We start from the raw sequence: 22,873 nt of genomic DNA, 5'->3' as shown, positions 1-22,873 counted from the left end.
GGGGGACATCGGCCCGCTGGCCGCCAAGCCGGTGATGGAAGGCAAGGGCGTGCTGTTCAAGAAGTTCGCCGGCATCGACGTGTTCGACCTCGAGCTCAACGAGCGCGACATCGACAAGCTCGTCGACGTGATCGCCGCGCTCGAGCCCACTTTCGGCGGCATCAACCTCGAGGACATCAAGGCGCCGGACTGCTTCTACGTCGAGCGCAAGCTGCGCGAGCGCATGAAGATCCCGGTCTTCCACGACGACCAGCATGGCACCGCCATCGTCGTCGGCGCCGCACTGCTCAATGGCCTGAAGGTGGTGGGCAAGCGCATCGAGGACGTCAAGCTCGTCACCTCCGGCGCCGGTGCCGCCGCGCTCGCGTGCCTGAACCTGCTGGTCAAGCTGGGTCTGCCGCGCAAGAACATCTTCGTGACCGACCTGGCCGGCGTGGTCTGGAAGGGACGCACCGAGTTGATGGACCCGGACAAGGCCGAGTTCGCGCAGGAAACCGCGGCCCGCACGCTGGCCGAGGTGATGGCCGATGCCGACGTGTTTCTGGGTCTTTCGGCCGGCGGCGTGCTGAAGCCCGCGATGGTGAAGTCGATGGCCGCCAAGCCGCTGATCTTTGCGCTGGCGAACCCGACGCCCGAGATCATGCCGGAGGAAGTCAAGGCGGTGCGCGACGACGCGATCATGGCTACCGGCCGCACCGACTACCCGAACCAGGTCAACAACGTCCTGTGTTTCCCGTACATCTTCCGCGGTGCGCTCGATTGCGGCGCAACGACGATCACCGACGCGATGGAGATCGCCGCGGTTCAGGCGCTGGCCGAACTGGCCCAGGCCGAGCAGAGTGACGTGGTCGCCGCCGCGTATGCCGGCGCCACGCTGAGCTTCGGGCCCGAATACCTCATTCCCAAGCCCTTCGACCCGCGGCTGATGATGAAGATTGCCCCCGCGGTGGCGCGGGCGGCGGTGGAGTCCGGCGTCGCCAGCAGGCCCATCACCGACTACGAGGCCTACGTCGACAAGCTGCAGAGCTTCGTCTATGCCTCGGGCCAGACGATGAAGCCCATCTTCTCGCTGGCCAAGCGGGCCGCGCGCAAGAACATCGCGTTTGCCGAAGGCGAGGACCGGCGCGTGCTGCGCGCCGTGCAGGTGATCGTCGACGAAGGCCTGGCGCGGCCCTGGCTGGTCGGCCGCCAGTCGATCATCGAGCGTCGCATCGCGAAGTACGGCCTGCGCCTGGAACGCGGTCGAGACTACGAGATCGTCAACATCGACGACGACCCGCGCTACCGCGACTACTGGCAGACCTACCACCGCCTGACCGAGCGCAAGGGCGTGACCGAGCAGTTCGCCAAGATCGAAATGCGCCGTCGGCTGACCCTGATCACCAGCATGCTGCTGCACAAGGGCGAGGTCGACGGGATGATCTGCGGCACCTGGGGCTCCACCCAGCAGCATCTGGCGCACATCGACCAGATCATCGGCCGCCGCCCGGGCGTGTGCACCTACGCCTGCATGAACGGCCTGATCCTGCCGAATCGCCAGATCTTCCTGGTCGACACGCACGTCAACTACGACCCGACGGCCCAGCAGATTGCCGAGATCACCGTGATGGCCGCCGAAGAGATGTTGCGCATCGGCGTGCAGCCCAAGGCGGCGTTGCTGTCGCACTCGAATTTCGGCTCCAGTGACAAGCCCTCGGCCGTCAAGATGCGGGAGGCGCTGGCCCTGGTGAAGGAGTCGGCGCCCTGGCTCGAGATCGACGGCGAAATGCACGGCGATGCCGCGCTCGACGCCGCCTACCGGGCCGAGTTGATGCCGCGCTCCACGCTCAGCGGCGAGGCCAACCTGCTGGTGCTGCCGAACATCGACGCCGCCAACATCGCCTACAACCTGCTGAAGACGGCCGCCGGCGGCGGCATCGCCATCGGTCCGGTGCTGCTCGGCGCGGCCAAGCCGGCGCACATCCTGACGCCGTCGGCCACGGTGCGCCGCATCGTCAACATGACCGCGCTGACCGTCGCCGACGCCAACGCCGCCCGCTGAAGCGGCACTTCAACGAAATTTCCACTGTGGCTATTTGATTCAAATCCTCACGGTGGTGCATACACCTCCCCCGAACCCAACGGAATATTTGCCGACCCCGCAATCGCCCTCTTGACAACTCAAGTTTTGTTGATTTTTGAGGGCTTATTCAGGTTGTGAGCGCCCACTCAAATCCGTGCTCGGTTGCCCAAAATTGAGGCAACCGGCTTGAGTTCCGGCGACCGATCCGGTAGCATGACGGCGTCAGAGTTCAGGGTTATCCCGTGTCTTGGACCGTGCGGTCAACGATGCAAGTGTCACTGAGAAGGTTGGTGCTCGCTTCGCTGGTCGTCGTGTCGGCCCTCGCCGGCACAGCGGTCGAAGCCAAGAAGTCGGTTGACGAAACGGCCACGGTGGCCGTTTCGGCCTTGCCGCCCGAGGCCCAGCAAACACACCGATTGATCCGCAACGGCGGCCCTTTCCCGTATGGCAAGGACGGCTCGGTTTTCGGCAATCGCGAACGGGTGCTGCCGCGGCGCGCGCGTGGCTACTACCGTGAGTACACGGTGCCGACGCCCGGTGCACGCAACCGTGGCGCGCGGCGCATCGTGTGCGGCGGGGGTCAACCGACGCAACCCGAGGCCTGTTATTACAGCGACGACCACTATGCAAGTTTCAAGCTCATCGCCCAGTGATCGTGGCATCGAAGCACAACAGTTTCTTGACATTCGGAGGATCGCGACCATGCTGCTGCAGACCGTCCGTCCCAACATCGTCCAGGCCATTCGTGCCTACCGCGTCGAAGACCTGATGCAGGCGGCCGAAGGCGCCGGCCAGCATTTCCTGTACGCCAATCTGACCGACGCCCAGTCCAAGCAGGACGTGCTGGAAAAGATCGCCGAGTCCTTCCTCTTCCCGTCGCACTTCGGCAAGAACCTCGACGCCTTGTTCGATTGCATGACCGATCTTGTCCATCGCGCCGGCTCCCAGCCGGGCTTCGTGGTGGTGCTGGAACAGTTGCCGGACAATGCCAAGTTCGACCGCGAAGCGCGCGAGCAGCTGCTCGACGTGTTCCGCGATGCGGCCGATTTCTGGGCCGAGCGCCGGGTGCCGTTCCGCTGCTTCTACTCCTTCGCGGTGGCCCGCAGCGGCGAGACCAGTGCCTGGGAACGGGTCAACGAAGTGGCCGCCGTGCCCGAGAAGCCCGCCCCCAAGGCCGCCTCGAAGAACGGCAGCAATCCGAACTTCGGGATGAACATGCCGATGATGAGCAGTGCATTCGACACCGCCATGTGGCTGACGCCCGCCTGATCGGCGCCGTCCCCAACATGCAGACCTGGCGGCCCACCTCGGGCCGCTCTGCTTTCTAAGCGCCGGTCGACTGCCGGCTCAGCGCCTGCGCAAGCGTCAGGAACTCGGCCACCGGCACCTCTTCGGCACGGCGCTGCAGGTCGAACGCGGCGTCTGACGCGCGCGCCGACAACCACCGGCCCAGCGTGTGCCGCAGCAACTTGCGGCGCTGCGAAAAGGCCACCGTCACCAGTTCCTGCAGCAAGGCCTGGTCCACCACCGGGGCGGGCGCCAGTGGCTCCATGCGCACGACAGCCGAATCCACCCGGGGTGGCGGGTCGAAGGCCTCGGGCCCGATCTCCAGCAGCGACTCGAGCCGATAGCGCCACTGCAGCATCACCGAGAGCCGGCCATAGTCCTTGTTGCCAGGGCTCGCGACCATGCGGTCGACCACCTCCTTCTGCAGCATCACATGCTGGTCGCGAATGTGCGCCGCCGCCTCCAACAGGTGAAAGAGGATCGGCGTCGAGATGTTGTAGGGGAGGTTCCCAACCACGCGCAGCGGCTGGCTGAACTGCGCGGCCAACCCGGCGAAGTCGACCTTCAGCACGTCCGACTCAATCACCGAGACGCCTTGCCGCTGGCGCCAGCGCGCGGCCAGGTCGCGATCGAGTTCGATGACCGTCAGCGCACCGCAGCGCTCGAGCACCGGCTGTGTCAGCGCCCCCAGTCCGGGACCGATTTCGACCAGCGCCTGGCCAGGCCGCGGATCGATCGCGCGCACGATGCCGTCGATCACGCCAGCGTCGACCAGGAAGTGCTGGCCGAAGCGCTTGCGGGCGACGTGCGGGCTGCTCACTGAGGAGGTTCGCGCATCTCGATGTAGGCGCGCAGCCGCAGGTCCTTGGTCCAATCGAGGTAGGCCTGTTCGAAGCGCTGCTCGCGCAGCATGTTGCGGGCCTGCTCGCGCACGGTCTTCGGGTCCTGGGTCACGTTGCGGCGCTCGGTGACCTGGATCAGGTGAACGCCGAAGCGCGACACCACCGGCGCCGAGATCGCGCCGATGGCCAGCCGGTTCATCGCATCCTCGAACTCGGGCACGAAACTGCCAGGCGAGGTCCAGCCGAGATCACCCCCCTGCTGCGCGCTGCCGTCTTCCGAGACCTCGCGCGCCACGTCCTCGAACCGGCGTTCCTTGCGCTCGATCTGGCGGCGCAACTGTTCGAGACGGTTCGAGACTGCCTGCACAGACGAGCGGTCGGTCACCCGCATCAGGATGTGCCGGGCGTGGGTCTGGGTCACCTTGAAGGCGTCGGCGTCCTCGCGCGCCAGCACCTTCAGCAGGTGGAAGCCCGCCGCCGTGCGCAGCGGCTCGGAGGCGACCTGACCGACCTTGAGGTTGCGGACCGCCTCGACGAAGACGTCCGGCAGGCGGCGCTGCGAGCGCATGCCGATCTCGCCACCGGCGGCGCGGTTGCCGTCCTCGGACATCTCGCGCGCGACCTTCGTAAAGTCTTCGCCCGCGCGCAGGCGCGCCTGCGCCTGCGCCATCAGCGCGCGGCGCTGGGCCACCACCGCCTCGGGGGCGCCTTCCGGCACGGTGATCAGGATCTGCGCCAGGTTCAGCTCCTGGTCCCCGGCCACCTCGGCGCGCTGCTGCGCGACGACGCGGTCGATGTCGGCATCGGAGATGCGGATGCGGGAGGTCACTTCGCGCTCGCGCACGCGTTCGACCAGCATCTGATCGCGCAGGTTGTTGCGGAAGCGCGTGTAGTCCATGCCCTCGGACTGCACCCGCTCCTTCAGCTGCGCGGTCGTCAGCTGGTTCTGCGCCGCCACGTTGGCCACGGCGCGTTCGAGTTCGACGTCGTCGATCTTCGCGCCGGCCTCGCGGGCATAGGTGCTCTGCACCCGCTCGTCGATCAGGGCGTCCACGACCTGCTTGCGCAGCTCCTCGTCGGGCGGCAGCCGTGCGCCGCTGCGCTGGGCATCAGACCGCGTCCGCGCCAGCCGCTGCTCGACCTCGACCGCCGTGACGAGCTCGGAATTGACGACCGCGACGATGTAGTCCCCGGGGCGCAGCGGTGCGCGTGCGTTCTGGGCCTGGACGGGCGTAAGGGCAGCCACCAGACCCAGTGCAGCGGCCAGCGGCGCGACGGCACGGACGAGGCGGATGGCGAAATCAGCAATCATGTGGGTCCAGCAAGCATCAGGGTTCGGCGATCAGCGGTGGCGGGCTGCGCGGATCCCGCAACAGACGATAGCCAGGGATATTGTCCTTCAACACCTGGAGCGGGTTTGACCCTAGGCGAGACAGGCCGACCAGCTCCAGCTGCAGCGCCAGGTGGGTGGTGGCCTCGTTCGCGCCGATCGACTGGCGTTGCAGCACGATGCGCCCGATCCAGCAGCCGGCGTCGTACTCGAGACCGGCAATCGACGAGGTGATGCGGCTGTCGCTCATGCTGTAGTTCAGCCGGCCCACCGCGTACAGGGTGCCGCCGCAGCCCGAAGCCGCGCCCACCGGCCTGGCGGTGCCGCGGTAGATCGGCCACTGCCAGCCCAGCGCCAGTTGTTCGGACAGTCCACGCGCCAGCGTGTAGCTGGCGCTCAGGGTGCGGAACGGCCCGGGCTGGTACACGATGGTGCTGCTGGCCCGCACCGTGCGCTTCAGGTCCGGGTTGTACTGGATCGCGGTGTCGAAGTGCCAGCTCGGCACCAGCGAGGTGGCGCCCTCGATCAGCACGTCCGACAGGCGTTGCGTCAGCGGCGCCGCGCCGCTGTCCAGCGTCACGCGCTGATCGCGAAACCGCACCCGCTGCGCCAGGCCCAGGCGCATCGTCTCGGCGCCGGTGTTGGCATCGATCCAGCGGGTCACGACGCCGGCGGTCAGCTGGTGTGCATCGGCCACCCGATCGACGCCGGTGAAGGGGTTCTCGTCGTACAGCGAGACCAGGTTGAAGTCGCGGTCGGCCGAATCGAAGTTCGGCAAGCGGCTCTGGTCGCGGTACGGCGTGTTGACGTACAGCAGCCGCGGCTCCAGGGTCTGGCGCAGCGCCCGGCCGAACCATCGGCTGTCGCGCTCGAACACCATGCCGGTGTCGACGCTGAAGGTCGGGATGAAACGGCCGGCGTGGGTGCGGCCATCGCTCATCGGCTGGTCGGTGGCGTAGCTTGCGACATTGAAGGCAGCCTTGGGCGTCAGCCACCAGGCGCTGTCGCCCCAGGGTCGGCTGAGCTGGCCGAGCGCATGCCAGCGCCAGCCGGTGTTCAGGCTGTCGGTGGTGCCGGCCACGTCCGGCCGCGTGAAGCGGTTGACCTCGGTCTCGACGCTCGCCCGCAGGCCACCGCCCAGCGCGGGCTGCAGCCGCAGGCCCAGCTGCGGGCTGCGCTGGTAGGGCGCCACGATCAATGCCGTGGGATCGCGCGCAGCGAGCACCTGCCATTGCTGCGCGCGGGCATACACCAGACCCGAACCGAAGGGAGTCTGCAGCGAACGCTCGGCCTGCACATCGGTGGGCAGCAGCCGCGGCGTGGTGCTGTGGATCAGGCGAGGGAAGTCTTCCCAGTACGCATCGTCGGACACGCGGAACAGGTTGGCCTTGTAGCGCCAGCCCTCCGGCCGGCCCCCTTCGTGGTCGAAGGTCCAGGACCAGCGGGTGCGGCCGCTCACGCGGTCGTTGGGCAGCAGGTCCAGGTTGAGCCGGCCGCTGTCATGCGGCTCCAGGTACCGGAACTCGGTGGCCAGCGCGGCCCCGCGGCGGGTCAGCACCGTCGGTGTGAAGGTCGCATCGCGGTTCGGTGCGATGTTCCAGTAGTAGGGCACGCCGAACTCGAAGCCGCTGCGGCTGTCGAGGTCGAAGTTCGGCGGCAGCCAGCCGGACTTGCGATCGTCGCTGAGCGGAAAGCTCAGCACCGGCAGGCCCAGGATCGGCACGCCCAGGAACTGCAGCACCGCGCCCTCGGCCCGGCCTTCGTTGGTTTCCAGGTCCAGGCGCACGCGGTCGGCGCGCAGCAGCCAGTCGGGGTCGCCGGAGCCGTCGCGCGGGCAGCTCGAATACACGGCCTGGCTCATCTGCGAGCGCGAAGCGTCGAGGAAGTCCACCCGGTCGGCACGCCCGCCGGAGCCCAGCAGCGGCAGCTCGAACTCGGGCTGCAGGAAGAAGCCCTCGAAGCGCTGCACCTTCAGCTGCAGCTCGGGCCCGCGGAAGATGCTGCCTTCGCGCAGGATCTGCACATGGCCGCGTGCCACCGCCAGATCGTCGGGGCTGTCGTAGGTCAGCCGATCGGCGCGGATCACGGTGCCGGCGCGGCGAAACTCGACACGGCCCTCGGCCACCGCATCGAGGTCGGGCCGCGCACGCAGTTCGTTGGCCTGCAGGATCAGCGGCCGCTGCCGGGCCTGCTCGCCCCGCGGCACCGGCTGCAGCTGGGTGCTGGGCTGCAGCACCAGCGGCGGCTCGGCATGCGCGAGCGCTGCCGCAGCGGCCAGTGCCAACGCGGTCAGGGGGGGGCGGCTCAGCGAGGACAAGGGCCGGTCGGACAAGTGCACAGGCAGTGGAGCAAGCGGCGCTGCCCGCCAAGCGGGGCCGCCCGGCTAGGGGCAGGCTGGGGCACCGGCCATTCGTAGAATCGGCGGATTATCCACGAGGGCCCTGCCGCCTGATGACCGCCGCCACCGCCCCGATCACCTGGCCCGATGCCGCCCGCGAGGCCCGCTTCCACGCCTGGCTGGCGCCTCTGTGCCAGCGCTTCGGGTTCGACGCTGCCAGCCTGGTGCCGGCCTCGGCGGACGCGAGCTTCAGGCGTTATTTCCGCGTCCGCGGCAGCCAGGGCTCGTTCATCGTGATGGACGCCCCGCCGCCGCAGGAGGATGTGCGGCCGTTCGTCGACATCGCCAGCCGCATCCGCGCCGCCGGCCTGCATGCACCCGAGGTGCTGGCCGAAGATGCCGAGCATGGCTTCCTGTTGTTGGCGGACCTGGGGACGACGCTGTACCTGGATGCGCTGCAGACTCCCGCGCAGGCCGATGCGCTGATGCGCGATGCGGTGCGCGCCCTGGTGCAGTTCCAGCAGCGGGTCGACCCACAGGGCCTGCCGGCCTACGACACCGAGCTGCTGCAGCGCGAGCTCTCGCTGTTCGAGACCTGGTGCGTGATGCAGGAGTACGGCCACAGCTGGACGCCCGCGCAGGGCCGGCAATGGCAGCGCCTGTGCGAGCTGCTGATCGGCAGCGCGCAGGCGCAGCCGCAGGTGGCCGTGCACCGCGACTGGATGCCGCGCAACCTGATGGTGACCACGCCCAACCCGGGCATCCTCGACTTCCAGGACGCGGTGCGCGGCCCGGTGACCTACGACATCGCCTCGCTGCTGCGCGATGCCTTCATTTCCTGGGACGAAGACCGCGAGCTCGACTGGGCGGTGCGCTGGTGGCAGCAGGCACGCGCCGCCGGCCTGCTGGCCGGTCACGCGATGGGCGAGGACTTCGGCGAATGCTGGCGCGCCCTGGAGTGGATGGGCCTGCAGCGGCACCTGAAGGTGCTGGGCATCTTCTGCCGCCTGAAGCACCGCGACGGCAAGCCGCGCTACAGCGCCGACCTGCCGCGCTTCTTCGGCTACGTGGCGCGGGTGGCCACGCGCTACCGCGAACTGCAGCCGCTGATCGGCCTGATCGAGCCGATGACCGGCGCGCTGACGACCTCGGCCTTCACGCTGCGCTGAGCGCGGCCCCGGTGTCGCGGGCCGCGGCACGCCCCGGGCAGCCCTGCGGCAGGGTCTCACAGCCGGCCGCCGCCAGCCAGGGATCGCGGTCTTCGCCACCGAAGATGGCGACCAGGAAGTCCAGGAAGGCGCGCGTGCGCGCCGGCACATGCTTTCGCGTGGGCATGGTCGCCCACAGCGTCATCGAGAACAGCCGCCATTCGGGCAGCACGCGTTCGAGCGCGTGCTCGAGCAGCGCATCCTCGATCAGGAACGACGGCAGCCCCGCCACGCCCAACCCGTGCAGCGCCGCGGCATACATCGTGTCGGTATGCGAGGTGCTCAGCACCGGCCGGCGCGGCACCAGCGTCACCGCTTCGCCGCCGGGCTCGTCGTCGCCCCAATGGCCGCTGTGGAAGGTGATGCCGCGGTGCAGGTCGGAGATCGGCGGCAGCAGGGTGTCGTGCCGGTGCAGGTCGTCGGGATGCTGCGGTCGGCCATGCCGCTCCAGGTACTCGGGCGAGGCACACAGGATCACCTCGGTGCGCGCCAGCCGCCTGGCGACGAAGTCGCCGTCCAGCGGCACGCGCTTGCTCAGCAGCGTCAGGTCGAAGCTCTCGTCCATGGTGTCCACCGGCCCCGGCGAATGCAGCTCGACGGTCACCTGCGGAAACTGCTTGTGGAAACGGGGCAGGTGCTTGGCCAGCTGGTGCACCGCCAGCGCCGGCGGCACCAGCACGCGCAGGTGGCCGCGCGGCTCGGTTGTCGCGGCGCTGGCCAGCGCCTCGGCCTCCTCGACCTCGCCCAGGATGCGGCGCGCGCGTTCGAGGTAGGCCTCGCCGACCTCGGTGAGCGCGATGCGCCGCGTCGTGCGGTTCAGCAGGCGCGCGCCGAGGTGGCTTTCGAGATCGGCCACCAGCCGCGTGACCACCGCCGGCGCCACGTCCAGCGCGCGGGCCGCAGCGGCAAAGCCGCCTTCGTCGATCACACGGGCAAAGGCCCGCATTGCCTTGAATTGATCCATGATCGGATTATTCGGATTTCGTCAATGGCATGTTGAGGCGTCGGCCATTTATTCACGATCGATCAATGCCTAGAGTCTGGTCATCGCAACACCGAAACCTCTCAGGACCTCATCATGAACATCCGCTACTTCATCGCCCCCGCCCTCGCCGTCACGCTGATGGCCCTGGCGAGCACTGCCGCGCTGGCCGACGACCCGACGGTCGACAGCACGCCCTTCGTCGTGACCCACAGCCGCAGCGAAGTGAAGGCCGAGGTGCGCCAGGCGCGCCACGCGCACCAGCTGCTGGCCGCTGGCGAACTGGCCGGCAGCGCGGCCTCGAACGAGCCCGCACCGCTGCTGGCGCGCGCCACCGTCAAGGCCGAGGTGCTGGCCGCCCGCGCCCATGGCGAGCTGCTGCCCGCCGGGGAACTGGCCGTGGCCACCGCCAGCCAGCCGCGGCGCCTGCTGGCCGTGACAACCCTGGCCGCCGCGCGCTGAGTCGGGCTGTGCCCCCTCTCAAGCCTTCAAGGATGGGCGGCGATCACCTGGGCCACGGCCGCGGTGAGCCGCTTGGCGTAGGGCACGTGAAGGAACTCGTTGGGCCCGTGGGCATTGCTCTTCGGGCCCAGCACGCCGCAGACCATCATCTGCGCTTGCGGGAAGCCCTGCTGCAGCATGTTCATCAACGGAATCGTGCCGCCCTGGCCGATGAAGCCGACCGGCGCGCCGTAGTGCGCTTGTGACGCAGCATCCAGCGCATCGGCCAGCCACGGCGCCAGCAAGGGCGCATTCCAGCCGGTGGCGCCCAGCGCACCCGCGCGGCCATCGGGCTGGAACGTGACCCGCGCGTTGTACGGCGCGTTGTCTTCGAGCAGTGCCTTCAGCTTCAGCGAGGCCTCGTTGCCATCGACCAGCGGCGGCAGCCGCAGCGACAGCTTGAACGCCGTGTAGGGCCGCAGCACATTGCCGGCGTTGCGCAGCTCCGGGAAGCCGTCGACGCCGACCACCGACAAGGTCGGCCGCCAGGTGCGGTTCAGCAGCGCCTCGACCGGATCGGTGGTCATCGGCAGCGCGCTCGCGCCATCGGCGCCGCAGGACCAGGGGAAGCGCTTCCACACCTCGTCGCCCAGGGTGGCAGCGGCGGCGCGCGCCTGGTCCAGCCGGTCGGCCGGCACCTGGCAGTGGAAACTGTCGGGCAGCAGGCGGCCGGTCTTCGAGTCCTCCAGCCGGTCCAGCACCTGGCGCAGGATGCGGAAGCTCGACGGCACCACGCCGCTGGCATCGCCCGAGTGCACGCCCTCGGTCAGGATCTCGACCTTCAGCACGCCCGACACCATGCCGCGCAGCGACGAGGTGAGCCACAGCTGGTCGTAGTTGCCGGCGCCGGAGTCGAGGCAGACCACCAGGCTGACGTTGCCCAGCCGCGGCTTCAGCGCGCCCAGGTAGGCCGGCAGGTCAAAGGAGCCGCTTTCCTCGCAGGTCTCGATCAGGCCGACGATGCGCGGCCGCGGCAGGCCCTGCGCGTCCAGCGCCTCGATCGCGGTGACCGCGGCATACACCGCATAGCCATCGTCGGCGCCGCCGCGGCCGTAGAGCAGGCCGTTCTCGTACTTCGGCGTCCAGGGGCCGAGGTCGTTGCGCCAGCCGTTGAATTCGGGCTGCTTGTCGAGGTGGCCATACATCACCACCGTGTCGGTGGAGCCGGCCTTGGTGGCCGGCACCTCGAAGAAGATCACCGGCGTGCGGCCTTCGATGCGCACGACCTCGAGCGTCAGCCCGGCCACCTTGCGGCTCTCGACCCAGGCCGCAGCATCGCGCACCACGCGGTCGATGTAGCCGTGCTGCTGCCACTCGGCATCGAACATCGGGCTCTTCGCGGGGACGCCGATGTAGTCGGTCAGTGCCGGCACGATGGCTTCGTCCCAGCGCCGATTGGCGAAGCTGGCCAGCGCGGTGGCCTCGTCGGGCTGCAGCGGCAGCAATGGATCGCGTGCGTTCATGGTGCTCGTGGCTCCCGCAACGTAGGTGAAGACAAAGGGGGTGAGGCGAGTTTAGGCCTTGGACAGCCCGTGCGCGGACAACCACCGCGCCAGGTCGGCCAACACCTGCGCCTGCTCCGGCTCGTTGAAGATCTCGTGCGCCAGGCCTTCGTAGCGCTGGTGCACCAGCACACCCGGCGGGGCCGCCGCGGCAAACGCGTCGCTGCCGCGCGGGGCCACGCAGCGGTCGGCGCCGGCATAGAGCAGCAGTGTCGGCAGCTGCCAGCGCGGGGCGTCGGCAATCACCCGCGCACCGGCCTCGACGATGAAGCGCGCCAGCCGCGGCGTGATGCGGTCGTGCACCAGCGGATCCCTGCGGTAGGCGCGCACCACCGCAGGGTCGCGCGACACCCAGCGCGGATCGAGGCCATTGCCCACGGCCAGGTTCGGCATCAGCGGCCCCAGCACGGCCAGCAGGCCCTTCTGGAACGCGTTCATGCCCGGATCCAGCGCCGGCGAGGACATCACCAGCGCCTCGACCGCCCGGCTCCACGGCGCTGGCGCCTCGGCCAGCGCCTCGGCGACGAAGCGCCCAGCCACCAGCCCGCCCATGCTGTGCCCCAGCAGCACCAGGGGCCCCGGCTGCAGCTGGCGCAGCGCGTCGATCACCGCCCCCAGGTCGGCCAGCAGGCTGTCGGCGGCCGCAATGGCGCCCCGCTGGCCGCCGGAAGCGCCGTGGCCGCGCTGGTCATAGCCCGTCACCTGCCAGCCGCAACGGTTGAGGTGCTCGACCACATGGGCATAGCGGCCGATGTGCTCGCCCAGCCCATGCACGATCAGCACGGTGCCGCGCGCGCCATCGCGCACGGGCCAGTGGCGCAGGTGCAAGGCCAGGCCGTCGCCAGTCTGCAGAGTGGGCATCGATCGGTTCACGGGTGCCCGGGCACCCTGTCGGTTGGCACAGGGCTGCAGTATCGTCGCCGCTGCATGCGCCTCAAACACATCGAAGTCTTCAACGCGATCATGCTGGCCGGCAGCGCCAGCGGCGCGGCCCGCCTGCTGCACGTCACCCAACCGGCCGTGACGCAGACGCTGCAGCATGCCGAGCTGCAGCTGGGCTACGCGCTGTTCACCCGCCAGCGCAACCGGCTGGTGCCCACGCGCGAGGCGCTGGCGCTGGTGCCCGAGGTGCAGAAGCTGATGTCGCAGCTCGAATCGCTGCGTCGCCTGGCTGCCGCACTGGGCAGCGGCGCCGGCAGCCAGCTGCGCATCCTGATCGTGCCGTCGCTCGCGGTGCATGCGCTGCCCGCCGCGCTGGCACGCTTCCGCCAGCGCTACCCGGACATGCCGGTGACGATCGAGACCCTGCACACGCGGGAGATCGCGCGCGCCATCGCGCTGCAGGAGGGCGATGTCGGCATCGTCTACGGCAGCGCGCCGCACCCGGCGTTGCAGGAGCAGACGGTGGCCACCGGTCGCGTGGTCTGTGTCTCGAAGGTCGGCACGCGCGGCGCCGACCGCCGCAGCTCGGTGGCGCTGGAAGACATCCTGCGCGCGCCCTTCATCCGCATCGACGAACGCGACCCGCTGGGCGCGATGCTGGCCGACCAGTGGGACCGGCTGGGCCTGGTGCCGCGCGCCGGCATCACGGTGCAGACCCACCACATCGCGATGCTGCTGGCCGAACAGGGCTTCGGCCCGGCGATCATCGACTCTTTCACTGCCCGCGCGAGCCGCAGCGACACGCTGCATGTGCGCACGCTGCTGCCAGAGGTGCCGGTGCAGATCAGCGCGCTGCTGCCGCTGGGCCTGCGTTCGCCGCAGCCGGTGGCCGATTTCGTCGATGCGGTGCGCGCGGTGACACAAGACCCTAGCTGACGCGCAGGCTCTCAGCCAGGCAGGCGATACGGCGCCGGGTCGATCGGCGCCTTCTGGCCGCTCATCATCGACGTCAGCAGATCGGCACTGCCGCAGGCCAGGGTCAGGCCCAGCGCGCCATGGCCGGCGTTGAGCCACAGCCCGGGCCAGCGCGTCGCGCCGATGATCGGCCGCCCGCCCGGCGTGGCCGGGCGCAGTCCGACCCAGGGCTGCGGATCGTCGAAGCTGCAGGCGCCGTCGAAGGTCTCGCGCACCGCCCGGCACAACGCCTCGATGCGGCGCGGGTCGAGCGAGCGGTCGCTGCCGCACAGCTCGGCGAACCCTGCCACCCGCAGCCGATCGCCGAGCCGGGCGTAGACCAGCTTGCGCGCTGCATCGGTGACGCTCACTTTGGGCGCCATCGACGGCTGATGCACCGGCAGGGTGATGCTGTAGCCGCGGATCGGCTCGACCGGCGGCGCCCAGCCCAGCGGCTGCAGCAGTGCACGCACCGCGGGGCCGGCGGCCAGCACGAAGGCATCGGCCTCGATCCGGCCAGCCTCGGTGTGCAGCGCGCTGATGCGGGCCTCGCCACCCTCGGCCCGGCCGCGCTCGAAGCGCAGTGCACGTTCGCCCAGGCGCAGCGTCGCGCCACTGGCCCGCGCCAGCGCCTGCGCCAGCAGCGCCGCATCCACCACCTCCTCGCTCTCGGTCCACACCGCGAAGGCAATCGGCCCGCCGCCGCTGGCGGCCAGCGCCGGTTCGAGGCGCCGGCATTCGTCGGCGCCGATGATCTGCTGCTCGCAGCCCCAGGCCCGCTGCCAGCCGATCTGGCGCTCGACCGCCGGCCGCGCCGCCGCGTCGCGGTACAGCACCAGCTTGCCCGGCCGCGCATGCTGCGTGGCCGGCGCGATGGTGGGCCACTGCGCCAGCCAGCGGTGCAGCACCTGCCGGCTCAGGCCCGACAAGGCCAGCAGCGCCTCGGTCGTCGCGCTCACCTGCGACCAGCGGCAGGCCGCGACGAACTGCAGCAGCCAGCGCCAGTGCGCCCAGTCGGTGCGGGGGCGCCAGCGCAGCGGGCTGTCGGCCGCGAGCAGCCAGCCGGGCAGCGCGCGCAGTGCCGCCGGCGTGGCCAGCGGCTCGACATAGCTGTAGCTCAGCTGCGCACCGTTGGCCCGGCTCTCGCCCAGGCCGGGCGTGGCCTGCGCATCGACCAGCGTCACGCACCAGCCGGCCTGCGACAAGGCCACCGCGCTCGCGCAGCCGACGATGCCGGCGCCGATCACGCAGACCTCGCGCCCGTCGCCGCGGGCCGTCCTGGCTTCGCTCATGCCGGGCGCCCTCCCGCCGCGTCCGGCGCACGCCGCTGCGCCAGCGACCAGGCCACCGCGCACCGCGCCAGCGCCGCGGTGGCATCCACCACCGGTCGCGGCGCGGTGTCCTCGTGCACCACCAGCGGAATCTCGGTGCAGCCCAGCAGCAGCACCTGTGCGCCGCGCGCGGCCAGCGCCAGCGCGGCCTCATGCAGCAAGGCAGCGCCGCGCGCCAGGTCGCCCGCCTTCACCGCGGCGATGCCCGGCATCACCTGGCCGGCGCGCGAAGCCGCATCGGGCAGCAACCAGTCGAAAGCCATGCCGTCCAGTTCGCGCTGCTGGTACAGCCCGGCGTCCAGCGTCGCATCGGTGGCCAGCAGGCCAATGCGTGCGGCCGGGCCGGCCAGCGCGCCGGCCTCGGCCAGCGCCGCGTCCACCAGGTGCAGCATCGGCAGCCCCAGGCGGTGGTGCAGTTCGTCGAACCACAGGTGCGCGGTGTTGCAGGGCATCACCACCAGGCCGGCACCGGCCTCGGCCAGGCGCTGGCCGCTGGCCAGCATCGCGGCCAGCGGCGAATCGCCCTCGCCGCGCCAGGCCGCGTTGCGGTCGGGCACCTGCGGAATCGAGCTGACGACCATCGGCACATGTTCCTGGTCCTGCCGCGCCGGCGTGGCCTTGAGCATCTTGTGCATGAAGTCGATCGTCGCCAGTGGCCCCATGCCGCCGAGCACCCCGACCACGCCGCCCACGGCGCCGCCTGCGCCGCGCGGCGCCACGCTGTTCATCGCTGACTCCGGAAGTGGTGGGACGCGGCGCGGGTCAGAGCGCCGGCTTGTCCGACAGCGCCTTCAGGTTGTCGCGCAGTTCCTTGCTCATCGGCGCATTCAAGTTGATGCCCTTGGGCGGGATCGGCGACTGGAACCACTTCTTGTACAGCGCCTCGAACTCGCCGCTCTTCATCATCCCGGCCAGCACGTCGTCGACCAGCTTCTTGAAGGCCGGGTCGTCCTTGCGCAGCATGATGGCGTAGGGCTCGACCTGGATCGCCTCGCCAACCACCGCCATCTCGGCCGGGTTCTGCTCGCTCGCGCGCAGCCCGTACAGCAGGATGTCGTCCATGCCGAAGGCATCGGCCCGGCCCGACTTCACCAGCAGTGCCGATTCGGCATGGTCCTTCGCGGCCAGCAGGTCGAAGCCCAGGTTCTGCTCGGCGTTGATCTTGCGCAGCACCTGGTAGTTGGTGGTGCCGGCGGTGGAAACCACCTTCTTGCCCTTCAGGTCGGCCAGCGCCTTGATCGGGGAATCGGACTTCACCAGGAAGCGCGTGCCGGTGTAGAAGTAGTTGATCGCGAAGGCCACCTGCTTGGCGCGGTCGCTGTTGTTGGTGGTGGAGCCGCACTCGATGTCGATGGTGCCGTTCACCAGCAGCGGGATGCGGTTCTGCGAGGTCACCGACTGGGTGCTGACCTTCAGGTCGGCGCGGCCGGTGGCCTTCTTCACCTGGTCGACGATCTTGCCGCAGATCTCCCAGCCGAAGCCGGTGGGCTGCGCATCGCCACCGAGGTAGGAGAACGGGATCGACGATTCGCGGTAGGCCACCACCATGGCGCCGCTGGACTTCACCTTGTCCAGCGTGCCGTTGCCTTGCGCCGAGGCGCCCAGCGGCAACAGGGTGGACAGGGCCAGGGCAAAGGCGGTGAGGGTCGAAGCACGCATGCGAACAATCCTTTCGGGGTGGAAGCCAAGCAGCTTGGCACGAAGGCCCGATGCTAGGGCGATGCGCATCGGCGTGGTCATCGCGCTAACACCGAGCCCCATAAGACTGGCTTATGGTCAGCCACTGGCACCGCTTGTGCTACGGTGCGCCCGACACCCCAAGGACGGAGGTCCGCGTTGAGCAGCCACATCAACGCCAGCACCGACTGGCAGGAGCACATCGCGCCCGACGAGGCTCGGCAGTTCGAGGCGCAATCGCGGCAACTGGTGGAGATGCAGCAGCGCCGCTCGGCGCGCCATGGCCAGGGCCGCGCGCTGCACCGCAAGCAGATCGTCGCGGCGCAGGGCACGCTCACCGTGCACGGCAATCTGCCGCCCTTCGCGCAGCACGGCCTGTTCGCCACGCCAGGCCAGCACGCGGTGCTGGTGCGCCTGTCCAACGGCGGCATGGACCGCGCGCCCGACAAGGTGCCCGACATCCGCGGCTTCGCGTTCAAGGTCTTCGGCGTGCAGGGTGACAGCGCGCTGGGCAACGGCCCGGCCACCAGCCAGGACTTCCTGCTGATCAACCAGCCGAAGTTCGCGTTCCCGGGCGGCGGCGAGTTCGCCGACTTCGTGCTGGCCGCCGCGCGCGGACAGGGTGCGCTGCTGGGCTACCTGTTCAAGCGCTACGGCCCGATCGGCGGCCCGCGCCGCCTGCTGGCACTGCTGGCGGCCGTGAGCCGCAAGTTCAGCGGCTTCGCCACCGCGCAATTCTTCAGCGCGGTGCCCATCGCCTGCGGCCCGTACGCGGTGCGGGTGCGGCTCGAACCCGCGCCGAGCAACGGCGCCGCGGCCGCCGGCAAGCCCGACTACGGCGCCGACCTGCAGGCACGCCTGGCCCGCGGCCCGCTGCAATGGGCCCTGCAGCTGCAACCCTTCACCGACGAGCGCAGCACGCCGATCGAGGACGCCTCGGTCGACTGGGTCTCGCCCTACACCACGGTGGCCACCTTGCACCTGCCACGGCAGGACCTGGCCAGCCCCGAGGGCCAGGCGCTGCAGGCGCGCGCCGAGGCCGGCGTGTTCGACCCCTGGCAGGCGCTGGCGGTGCACCGGCCGCTGGGCAACGTGCAGCGCGCGCGCAAGGTCTTCTACTTCACCAGCCAGCAGACCCGCGGCGCCGCCTGAAGCAGCGCGCAGCAGCAGCCGCTCTACCAGGCCGCCGGCAGCTTGCGCAGGATGGCCAGGCGTCCGTCGCGCTGCGCGACATAGCCGCCGGTCGTCAGCTCCTTCAGCACGCGGTTGACCATCTCGCGCGAGGAGCCGATGCGCTCGGCAATGTCCTGCTGCGTCAGCTTCTGCTTCACCAGCCGTTCGCTGCCCACCGGCTCGGACAGCTCCATCAGCAGGCGCACCAGCCGGCCGTAGACATCCTGCAGGGCCAGGCTCTTCACCTGCTCGGTGAGACGCCGCACCATGCGGCTGAGCTTCAGCGCCAGGTGCAGCGCGAAGTCCGGATGCGCCGCCAGAAACTCGCGCAGCTGCGCACCCTGCACCACGCGGCAGCTGCAGGGCTCGAGCGCCATCACCGACACCGAGCGCCGCCCGCCGTCGAACGAGAGCTCGCCGAAGTATTCGCCCGGGCCGTGCTCGCCCAGCACCACGTCACGCCCGTCTTCCGAGCTGGCATACACCTTCACGCGGCCGCTGAGCACGATGTACAGCGAATCGGTGGCGTCGCCCTCGTTGATGAGGATCGCGTGCGCCGGGAAGTTGCGCGTGCCGCCATGCGTGGCGATCTCGGCCAGCAGGGCCTTCGACAGCGTGTCGTCGATGGGCAGCGAGCCGGTGCGGTCCATGGCAATCCCTTGTCGGCGTCAGTCGGCCGGTGTCAGGATGAAATCGCGCAGCAGCGCGAACGCCGCCTCGGGCTCGTCGCGCCAGGCGCCGTGGCCCGATTTCGCGAAGGCCGCGAAGCGCAGCCACTGCGGCGGCAGCGCGGCCGCGATGTCCTTCGCATCGTCGATCGGACACACCGGGTCCTGCATGCCGGCCATCACCAGCACCGGGCATTGCGCGCGGGCCAGGCCCGGCAGCAGGTTCATCGTCTGCTGCTCGCCGCCGGCCGAGGCGAACAGGATCGGCTCGTTGAAGATGATGCGGCGATGGCCATCGTCGTTCGCCGGCTGCACGGTGTTGTAGTGGCGCCTGCAGACGCGGTTGTACTCGGCCCAGGTGGCCTCGTTCGGCATGGTCCAGAAGGCCTCGGCCACGCGCCGCGCCTCGGGCCCGCCGAGCTGCTCGAACATCGCCAGCTTGCGCGCCAGCCCCATGTGCGGCGAGGTGCTGGAGAGGATGACCTTGGCCGGGTGCGCCGGGTGCCGCGCGATGTAGCGCTGGGCGACGAAGCCGCCGAAGGACTGGCCCAGCACGATGGGCTTGACGATGCCCAGCGCGTCGCACAGCCGCACCACGTCGTCGGCGAAGGTGTCCAGCGTCCATTCCTCGGGCGGCCGGCGGTCGCTGCGGCCGTGGCCGCGGTGGTCGACGTACACGATCTGCGCGATGTCGGCCAGGCGCGAGAACGCCGGCTTGAAACCCGAATGGTCGTAGCCCGGGCCGCCGTGCAGCAGCAGCAGCGTGGGCTTCTCGCGCAGGCGGGGGCCGTCGGGCACCAGGCCGGGGCCTTCGATGTCGACGAAGAGTCGAACGCCGGGAGCGATGGTGATCAGCATGCGCGCGCGCGGGTGGCCAGGACCCCGCCGATTGTGCCGACCTTGCCCGTGTTCAGGGGCTGCGGTCGATGCGCACGGCCAGCACCACCGAGGTGGTGGTCTTGAGCACGCCGTCGATCTCGCCGATCTCGTCGAGCAGCTGGTCCAGCCGCGCGGTGGTGTCGGCGCGCAGCATCGCGATGTAGTCGAACTCGCCGCTGACCGAGCTGAGCTGCAGCAGCTCGGGAATCTTGTGCAGCTTGCGGATCACGTCGCGGCTGGACTTCGGGCTCAGCGTGATGCCGACATAGGCTTGCACGCGCGGCCGCTCGTCGTCGAGCCCCAGCCGCGCGGTGTAGCCGACGATCACGCCCTCGCGCTCCAGCCGCGCCAGCCGCGCGACGACCGTGGTACGCGCGATGCCGAGCTTGCGCGCCAGGTTGGCGGTGCTCTCGCGGGCATTGGCCTGCAGCAGCGTGATGAGGTCACGGTCGGTCTGATCCTTGGACATTGCGGCGATTGATGCTGACGAATCGTCCGAATTCTGCGCCTCTTCGACGAACTCGTGCTTTCTTTCGTCAACACCCCTGCCTAGACTGCCGGCCATCGCTGTCGTCCCTTCCACCTCTTCTCTTCCTGGAGTTCCCCATGCGCATCGCCCTGCTCGGCGCCGGCCACATCGGACAAACCATCGCCCAGCTGCTGGGTGACTCCGGCGACTACCAGGTCACCGTGGTCGACAAGAACGCGCAGACGCTGTCGCGCATCCAGGGCCGCGGCATCACCACGAAGGCGGTGGACACCGAGGACAAGGCCGCGCTGGCCGCGGTGCTGCGCGGGCAGGACGCGGTGGTCAACGCGCTGCCGTACCACCTGGCCATCACCGCGGCGCACCTGGCGCTGGAAGCCGGCTGCCACTACTTCGACCTGACCGAGGACGTGGCCGCCACCAAGGAGATCATGCGCATCGCCGAGGGCGCGAAGACCGCCTTCATGCCGCAGTGCGGCCTCGCGCCCGGCTTCATCGGCATCGTCGCGCACCACCTGGCCAAGAGCTTCGACACGCTGCACGACGTGAAGATGCGCGTCGGCGCGCTGCCGGCCTTCCCGACCAATGCGCTGAAGTACAACCTGACTTGGTCGGTCGACGGCCTGATCAACGAGTACTGCCACCCCTGCGAGGTCATCAAGGACGGCGGCAACATCGCGGCGCTGCCGATGGAAGGCCTGGAGCATTTCTCGCTGGACGGCACCGAGTACGAGGCCTTCAACACCTCCGGCGGCCTGGGCACGCTGTGCGAGACGCTGGCCGGCCGCGTGCGCAACCTCGACTACAAGACCGTGCGCTACCCCGGCCACCGCGACCTGATGTGCATGCTGCTGGAAGACCTGCAGCTCAAGCACGACCAGGAGACGCTGAAGAACATCATGCGCCGCTCGATGCCGGCGACGATGCAGGACGTGGTGCTGGTGTTCGTCACCGTCAGCGGCATGCGCCGCGGCTCGCTGGTGCAGGAAGTGTTCGCGCGCAAGATCTTTGCCGATCGCAGCGAAACGTCACCGCTGTCGGCGATCCAGATCACCACCGCCGCCGGCATCTGCGCCGCGGTCGACCTGTTCCGTGAGGGCAAGCTGCCCGCCAGCGGTTTCATCCGGCAGGAACAGGTAGAGTTGCCCGCCTTCCTGGCCAACCGCTTCGGCAAGGCTTACCAGCAGTCGCGGCAGGTTGAGTCCATCGGCTGACCCCACACGGAATTCCCCATGAGCACTGCTGCCTCCCTGCTCGACGCGCTTGGCGTCGCCCCCGCCGCCTACGCCGCCGGCCCGATCACCTCGCGTTCGCCGATCGACGGCCACACGATGGGCCAGGTGCCCGATGCCGGCGCCGAGGCGATGAACGCGGCCGTCGAGCGCGCGCAGCAGGCCTTCCTGGCCTGGCGCAACGTGCCGGCGCCGCGCCGCGGCGAGCTGGTGCGGCTGTTCGGCGCCGAGCTGCGCGCGCACAAGAGCCAGCTGGCCGCGCTGGTGACGCTGGAGGCCGGCAAGGTCACCAGCGAAGGCCTGGGCGAGGTGCAGGAGATGATCGACATCTGCGACTTCGCGGTCGGCCTGTCGCGCCAGCTGCATGGCCTGACGATCGCCAGCGAACGCCCCGGCCACCGCATGATGGAGCAGTGGCATCCGCTGGGCGTGGTCGGCGTGATCTCGGCCTTCAACTTCCCGGTGGCGGTGTGGGCCTGGAATGCCGCGCTGGCGCTGGTGTGCGGCAATGCGGTGGTGTGGAAGCCGTCGGAGAAGACGCCCCTCACCGCGCTGGCCACGCAGGCGCTGTTCGAGCGCGCGCTGGCGCACTTCGGCCACGATGCCCCGGCGCACCTGAGCCAGGTGCTCAACGGCGGCGCGGCCACCGGCCAGGCGATGGTCGACCACCCGCTGGTCGCGCTGGTCTCGGCCACCGGTTCCACCCGCATGGGCCGCGCGGTCGGCCCGCGCGTGGCCGCTCGCTTTGGACGTTGCTTGCTGGAGCTGGGCGGCAACAACGCGATCATCGTCACGCCGTCAGCCGACCTCGACCTGGCGGTGCGCGGCATCGCCTTCGGCGCCTGGGGCACGGCCGGCCAGCGTTGCACCACCACGCGCCGCGTCATCGCGCACAGCAGCATCCACGACGCGCTGGTGGCTCGCCTGGAGCGCGCGCGCGCCAGCCTGAAGATCGGCGACCCGCGCGAGCCCGGCGTGCTGGTGGGCCCGCTGGTCGACCAGGCCGCGTTCGAAGGCATGCAGCTGGCGCTGCAGCAGGCGCGCGAGCAGGGTGGCCAGGTGGCCGGTGGCGAACGCGTGCTGACCGCGGCGCAGCCGGGCGCGTTCTACGTCGCGCCGGCGCTGGTGCAGATGCCGGCGCAGAGCGCGGTCGTCTGCCACGAGACCTTCGCGCCCATCCTCTACACGCTGCGCTACGAGACGCTGGACGAGGCCATCGCGCTGCAAAACGCGGTGCCGCAGGGCCTGTCGTCGGCGATCTTCACCAACGACCTGCGCGAGGCCGAGGCCTTCCTGGCCGCCAGCGGCTCCGACTGCGGCATCGCCAACGTCAACATCGGCACCTCGGGCGCCGAGATCGGCGGCGCCTTCGGCGGCGAGAAGGAAACCGGCGGTGGCCGCGAATCGGGCTCGGACGCCTGGCGCAACTACATGCGCCGCGCGACCAACACGGTCAACTACTCGCGTGCGTTGCCGCTGGCGCAGGGCGTGCAGTTCGATGTTTGACCCCGCGTGATGGCGCTGCTCCCGTCCTTCGC

The 22,873-nt window shown here is 69.9% G+C and carries 20 protein-coding genes and 1 pseudogene; 9 read left to right on the top strand and 12 right to left on the bottom strand.

Features of this window, described 5'->3' with window-relative positions:
- The 3 genes and pseudogenes from ACILR4_RS26215 to ACILR4_RS26205 all read left to right on the top strand — a co-directional run.
- The coding region (locus ACILR4_RS26215) for an NADP-dependent malic enzyme (protein WP_395703848.1) at window positions 1-2,041 on the top strand (2,041 nt) is incomplete at its 5' end.
- A gap of 287 nt (window positions 2,042-2,328) precedes the next feature.
- On the top strand, window positions 2,329-2,715 hold the full coding sequence (locus ACILR4_RS26210) for a ribonuclease domain-containing protein (protein ID WP_395703847.1): 387 nt from the start codon (window positions 2,329-2,331) through the stop codon (window positions 2,713-2,715).
- Window positions 2,687-3,157, top strand: a pseudogene (locus tag ACILR4_RS26205) (barstar family protein); the annotation flags it as partial. The gene ACILR4_RS26210 and the pseudogene ACILR4_RS26205, both read left to right, overlap by 29 nt.
- 229 nt (window positions 3,158-3,386) lie before the next feature.
- Here ACILR4_RS26205 and rsmA read toward each other — a convergent pair.
- The 3 genes from rsmA to ACILR4_RS26190 are packed head-to-tail and all read right to left on the bottom strand — an operon-like array spanning window position 3,387 to window position 7,805.
- Window positions 3,387-4,169 (bottom strand): 16S rRNA (adenine(1518)-N(6)/adenine(1519)-N(6))-dimethyltransferase RsmA, encoded by a 783-nt coding sequence (gene rsmA / locus ACILR4_RS26200; RefSeq protein WP_395703846.1) that lies wholly within the window; start codon window positions 4,167-4,169, stop codon window positions 3,387-3,389.
- On the bottom strand, window positions 4,166-5,503 hold the full coding sequence (locus ACILR4_RS26195; protein WP_395703845.1) for a peptidylprolyl isomerase: 1,338 nt from the start codon (window positions 5,501-5,503) through the stop codon (window positions 4,166-4,168). Before ACILR4_RS26195 ends, rsmA begins: the two co-directional genes overlap by 4 nt.
- 16 nt (window positions 5,504-5,519) lie before the next feature.
- Window positions 5,520-7,805 (bottom strand): LPS-assembly protein LptD, encoded by a 2,286-nt coding sequence (locus ACILR4_RS26190; RefSeq protein WP_395703844.1) that lies wholly within the window; start codon window positions 7,803-7,805, stop codon window positions 5,520-5,522.
- Between the two features lie 167 nt (window positions 7,806-7,972).
- On the opposite strand from ACILR4_RS26190, the gene ACILR4_RS26185 reads away from it, so the two are divergent.
- On the top strand, window positions 7,973-9,028 hold the full coding sequence (locus ACILR4_RS26185) for an aminoglycoside phosphotransferase family protein (protein WP_395703843.1): 1,056 nt from the start codon (window positions 7,973-7,975) through the stop codon (window positions 9,026-9,028).
- Here ACILR4_RS26185 and ACILR4_RS26180 read toward each other — a convergent pair.
- A complete protein-coding gene (locus ACILR4_RS26180; RefSeq protein WP_395703842.1) occupies window positions 9,015-10,031 on the bottom strand; it encodes a LysR substrate-binding domain-containing protein in 1,017 nt (338 codons plus the stop codon). The genes ACILR4_RS26185 and ACILR4_RS26180 overlap by 14 nt on opposite strands.
- Before the next feature lie 114 nt (window positions 10,032-10,145).
- Here ACILR4_RS26180 and ACILR4_RS26175 point away from each other — a divergent pair, with 114 nt between their 5' ends.
- Window positions 10,146-10,511, top strand: coding sequence for a hypothetical protein (locus tag ACILR4_RS26175; protein ID WP_395703841.1), 366 nt, complete (start codon window positions 10,146-10,148; stop codon window positions 10,509-10,511).
- A gap of 26 nt (window positions 10,512-10,537) precedes the next feature.
- Here ACILR4_RS26175 and ACILR4_RS26170 read toward each other — a convergent pair whose 3' ends face one another.
- Together ACILR4_RS26170 and ACILR4_RS26165 are read right to left on the bottom strand one after the other, a co-directional pair.
- Entirely contained in the window at window positions 10,538-12,013 is a 1,476-nt protein-coding gene (locus ACILR4_RS26170; RefSeq protein WP_395703840.1) for a M20 family metallopeptidase, read from the bottom strand.
- Between the two features lie 51 nt (window positions 12,014-12,064).
- Window positions 12,065-12,913: a lysophospholipase gene (locus ACILR4_RS26165; RefSeq protein ID WP_395703839.1), complete on the bottom strand. Its 849-nt coding sequence runs from the start codon at window positions 12,911-12,913 to the stop codon at window positions 12,065-12,067.
- A 66-nt stretch (window positions 12,914-12,979) separates the two neighbouring features.
- Here ACILR4_RS26165 and ACILR4_RS26160 point away from each other — a divergent pair, with 66 nt between their 5' ends.
- A complete protein-coding gene (locus ACILR4_RS26160) occupies window positions 12,980-13,870 on the top strand; it encodes a LysR family transcriptional regulator (protein ID WP_395703838.1) in 891 nt (296 codons plus the stop codon).
- 11 nt (window positions 13,871-13,881) lie between these two features.
- Here the strand turns inward: ACILR4_RS26160 and ACILR4_RS26155 are convergent, their stop codons facing one another.
- From ACILR4_RS26155 to ACILR4_RS26145, 3 genes are read right to left on the bottom strand one after another with little or no spacing between them, the layout of a single operon-like run.
- On the bottom strand, window positions 13,882-15,180 hold the full coding sequence (locus tag ACILR4_RS26155) for an FAD-dependent oxidoreductase (RefSeq protein ID WP_395703837.1): 1,299 nt from the start codon (window positions 15,178-15,180) through the stop codon (window positions 13,882-13,884).
- A complete protein-coding gene (locus ACILR4_RS26150; RefSeq protein WP_395703836.1) occupies window positions 15,177-15,947 on the bottom strand; it encodes an aspartate/glutamate racemase family protein in 771 nt (256 codons plus the stop codon). Before ACILR4_RS26150 ends, ACILR4_RS26155 begins: the two co-directional genes overlap by 4 nt.
- Window positions 15,948-15,981: 34 nt before the next feature.
- Complete coding sequence (locus ACILR4_RS26145) at window positions 15,982-16,878, bottom strand: amino acid ABC transporter substrate-binding protein (protein ID WP_395703835.1); 897 nt, start codon at window positions 16,876-16,878, stop codon at window positions 15,982-15,984.
- Window positions 16,879-17,055: 177 nt separating this feature from the next.
- On the opposite strand from ACILR4_RS26145, the gene ACILR4_RS26140 reads away from it, so the two are divergent.
- A complete protein-coding gene (locus ACILR4_RS26140; RefSeq protein ID WP_395703834.1) occupies window positions 17,056-18,048 on the top strand; it encodes a catalase in 993 nt (330 codons plus the stop codon).
- 23 nt (window positions 18,049-18,071) lie between these two features.
- On the opposite strand, the gene ACILR4_RS26135 is transcribed toward ACILR4_RS26140, so the two are convergent.
- Genes ACILR4_RS26135 through ACILR4_RS26125 form a run of 3 tightly spaced genes read right to left on the bottom strand, consistent with a single transcriptional unit; the run spans window position 18,072 to window position 20,085 of the window.
- The gene (locus ACILR4_RS26135; RefSeq protein WP_395703833.1) at window positions 18,072-18,719 is read right to left on the bottom strand and encodes a Crp/Fnr family transcriptional regulator; all 648 of its coding nucleotides are present in this window, start codon (window positions 18,717-18,719) and stop codon (window positions 18,072-18,074) included.
- Window positions 18,720-18,737: 18 nt separating this feature from the next.
- Window positions 18,738-19,595: an alpha/beta fold hydrolase gene (locus tag ACILR4_RS26130; RefSeq protein WP_395703832.1), complete on the bottom strand. Its 858-nt coding sequence runs from the start codon at window positions 19,593-19,595 to the stop codon at window positions 18,738-18,740.
- A gap of 52 nt (window positions 19,596-19,647) precedes the next feature.
- Complete coding sequence (locus ACILR4_RS26125) at window positions 19,648-20,085, bottom strand: Lrp/AsnC family transcriptional regulator (protein ID WP_395703831.1); 438 nt, start codon at window positions 20,083-20,085, stop codon at window positions 19,648-19,650.
- Window positions 20,086-20,222: 137 nt separating this feature from the next.
- On the opposite strand from ACILR4_RS26125, the gene ACILR4_RS26120 reads away from it, so the two are divergent.
- Window positions 20,223-21,317, top strand: a complete 1,095-nt coding sequence (locus ACILR4_RS26120) for a saccharopine dehydrogenase NADP-binding domain-containing protein (RefSeq protein ID WP_395703830.1) — start codon at window positions 20,223-20,225, stop codon at window positions 21,315-21,317.
- Between the two features lie 18 nt (window positions 21,318-21,335).
- Entirely contained in the window at window positions 21,336-22,841 is a 1,506-nt protein-coding gene (locus tag ACILR4_RS26115; protein WP_395703829.1) for an aldehyde dehydrogenase family protein, read from the top strand.
- The last annotated feature ends 32 nt before the right edge of the window (window positions 22,842-22,873 follow it).

The sequence above is a fragment of the Aquabacterium sp. genome (assembly GCF_044226965.1).
Taxonomy (GTDB): domain Bacteria; phylum Pseudomonadota; class Gammaproteobacteria; order Burkholderiales; family Burkholderiaceae_C; genus Pseudaquabacterium.
Note: the sequence above shows the minus strand (reverse complement) of the source record. Positions and strands in the feature narration are given on the sequence as shown.

Excerpts from the sequence above, each read along its gene's own strand:
- ACILR4_RS26210 (WP_395703847.1), top strand. The coding sequence starts at position 2,329 with ATGCAAGTGTCACTGAGAAGGTTGGTGCTCGCTTCGCTGGTCGTCGTG.
- ACILR4_RS26195 (WP_395703845.1), bottom strand. The coding sequence starts at position 5,503 with ATGATTGCTGATTTCGCCATCCGCCTCGTCCGTGCCGTCGCGCCGCTG.
- ACILR4_RS26185 (WP_395703843.1), top strand. The coding sequence starts at position 7,973 with ATGACCGCCGCCACCGCCCCGATCACCTGGCCCGATGCCGCCCGCGAG.
- ACILR4_RS26180 (WP_395703842.1), bottom strand. The coding sequence starts at position 10,031 with ATGGATCAATTCAAGGCAATGCGGGCCTTTGCCCGTGTGATCGACGAA.
- ACILR4_RS26175 (WP_395703841.1), top strand. The coding sequence starts at position 10,146 with ATGAACATCCGCTACTTCATCGCCCCCGCCCTCGCCGTCACGCTGATG.
- ACILR4_RS26170 (WP_395703840.1), bottom strand. The coding sequence starts at position 12,013 with ATGAACGCACGCGATCCATTGCTGCCGCTGCAGCCCGACGAGGCCACC.
- ACILR4_RS26165 (WP_395703839.1), bottom strand. The coding sequence starts at position 12,913 with ATGCCCACTCTGCAGACTGGCGACGGCCTGGCCTTGCACCTGCGCCAC.
- ACILR4_RS26160 (WP_395703838.1), top strand. The coding sequence starts at position 12,980 with ATGCGCCTCAAACACATCGAAGTCTTCAACGCGATCATGCTGGCCGGC.
- ACILR4_RS26155 (WP_395703837.1), bottom strand. The coding sequence starts at position 15,180 with ATGAGCGAAGCCAGGACGGCCCGCGGCGACGGGCGCGAGGTCTGCGTG.
- ACILR4_RS26150 (WP_395703836.1), bottom strand. The coding sequence starts at position 15,947 with ATGAACAGCGTGGCGCCGCGCGGCGCAGGCGGCGCCGTGGGCGGCGTG.
- ACILR4_RS26145 (WP_395703835.1), bottom strand. The coding sequence starts at position 16,878 with ATGCGTGCTTCGACCCTCACCGCCTTTGCCCTGGCCCTGTCCACCCTG.
- ACILR4_RS26135 (WP_395703833.1), bottom strand. The coding sequence starts at position 18,719 with ATGGACCGCACCGGCTCGCTGCCCATCGACGACACGCTGTCGAAGGCC.
- ACILR4_RS26130 (WP_395703832.1), bottom strand. The coding sequence starts at position 19,595 with ATGCTGATCACCATCGCTCCCGGCGTTCGACTCTTCGTCGACATCGAA.
- ACILR4_RS26125 (WP_395703831.1), bottom strand. The coding sequence starts at position 20,085 with ATGTCCAAGGATCAGACCGACCGTGACCTCATCACGCTGCTGCAGGCC.
- ACILR4_RS26120 (WP_395703830.1), top strand. The coding sequence starts at position 20,223 with ATGCGCATCGCCCTGCTCGGCGCCGGCCACATCGGACAAACCATCGCC.
- ACILR4_RS26115 (WP_395703829.1), top strand. The coding sequence starts at position 21,336 with ATGAGCACTGCTGCCTCCCTGCTCGACGCGCTTGGCGTCGCCCCCGCC.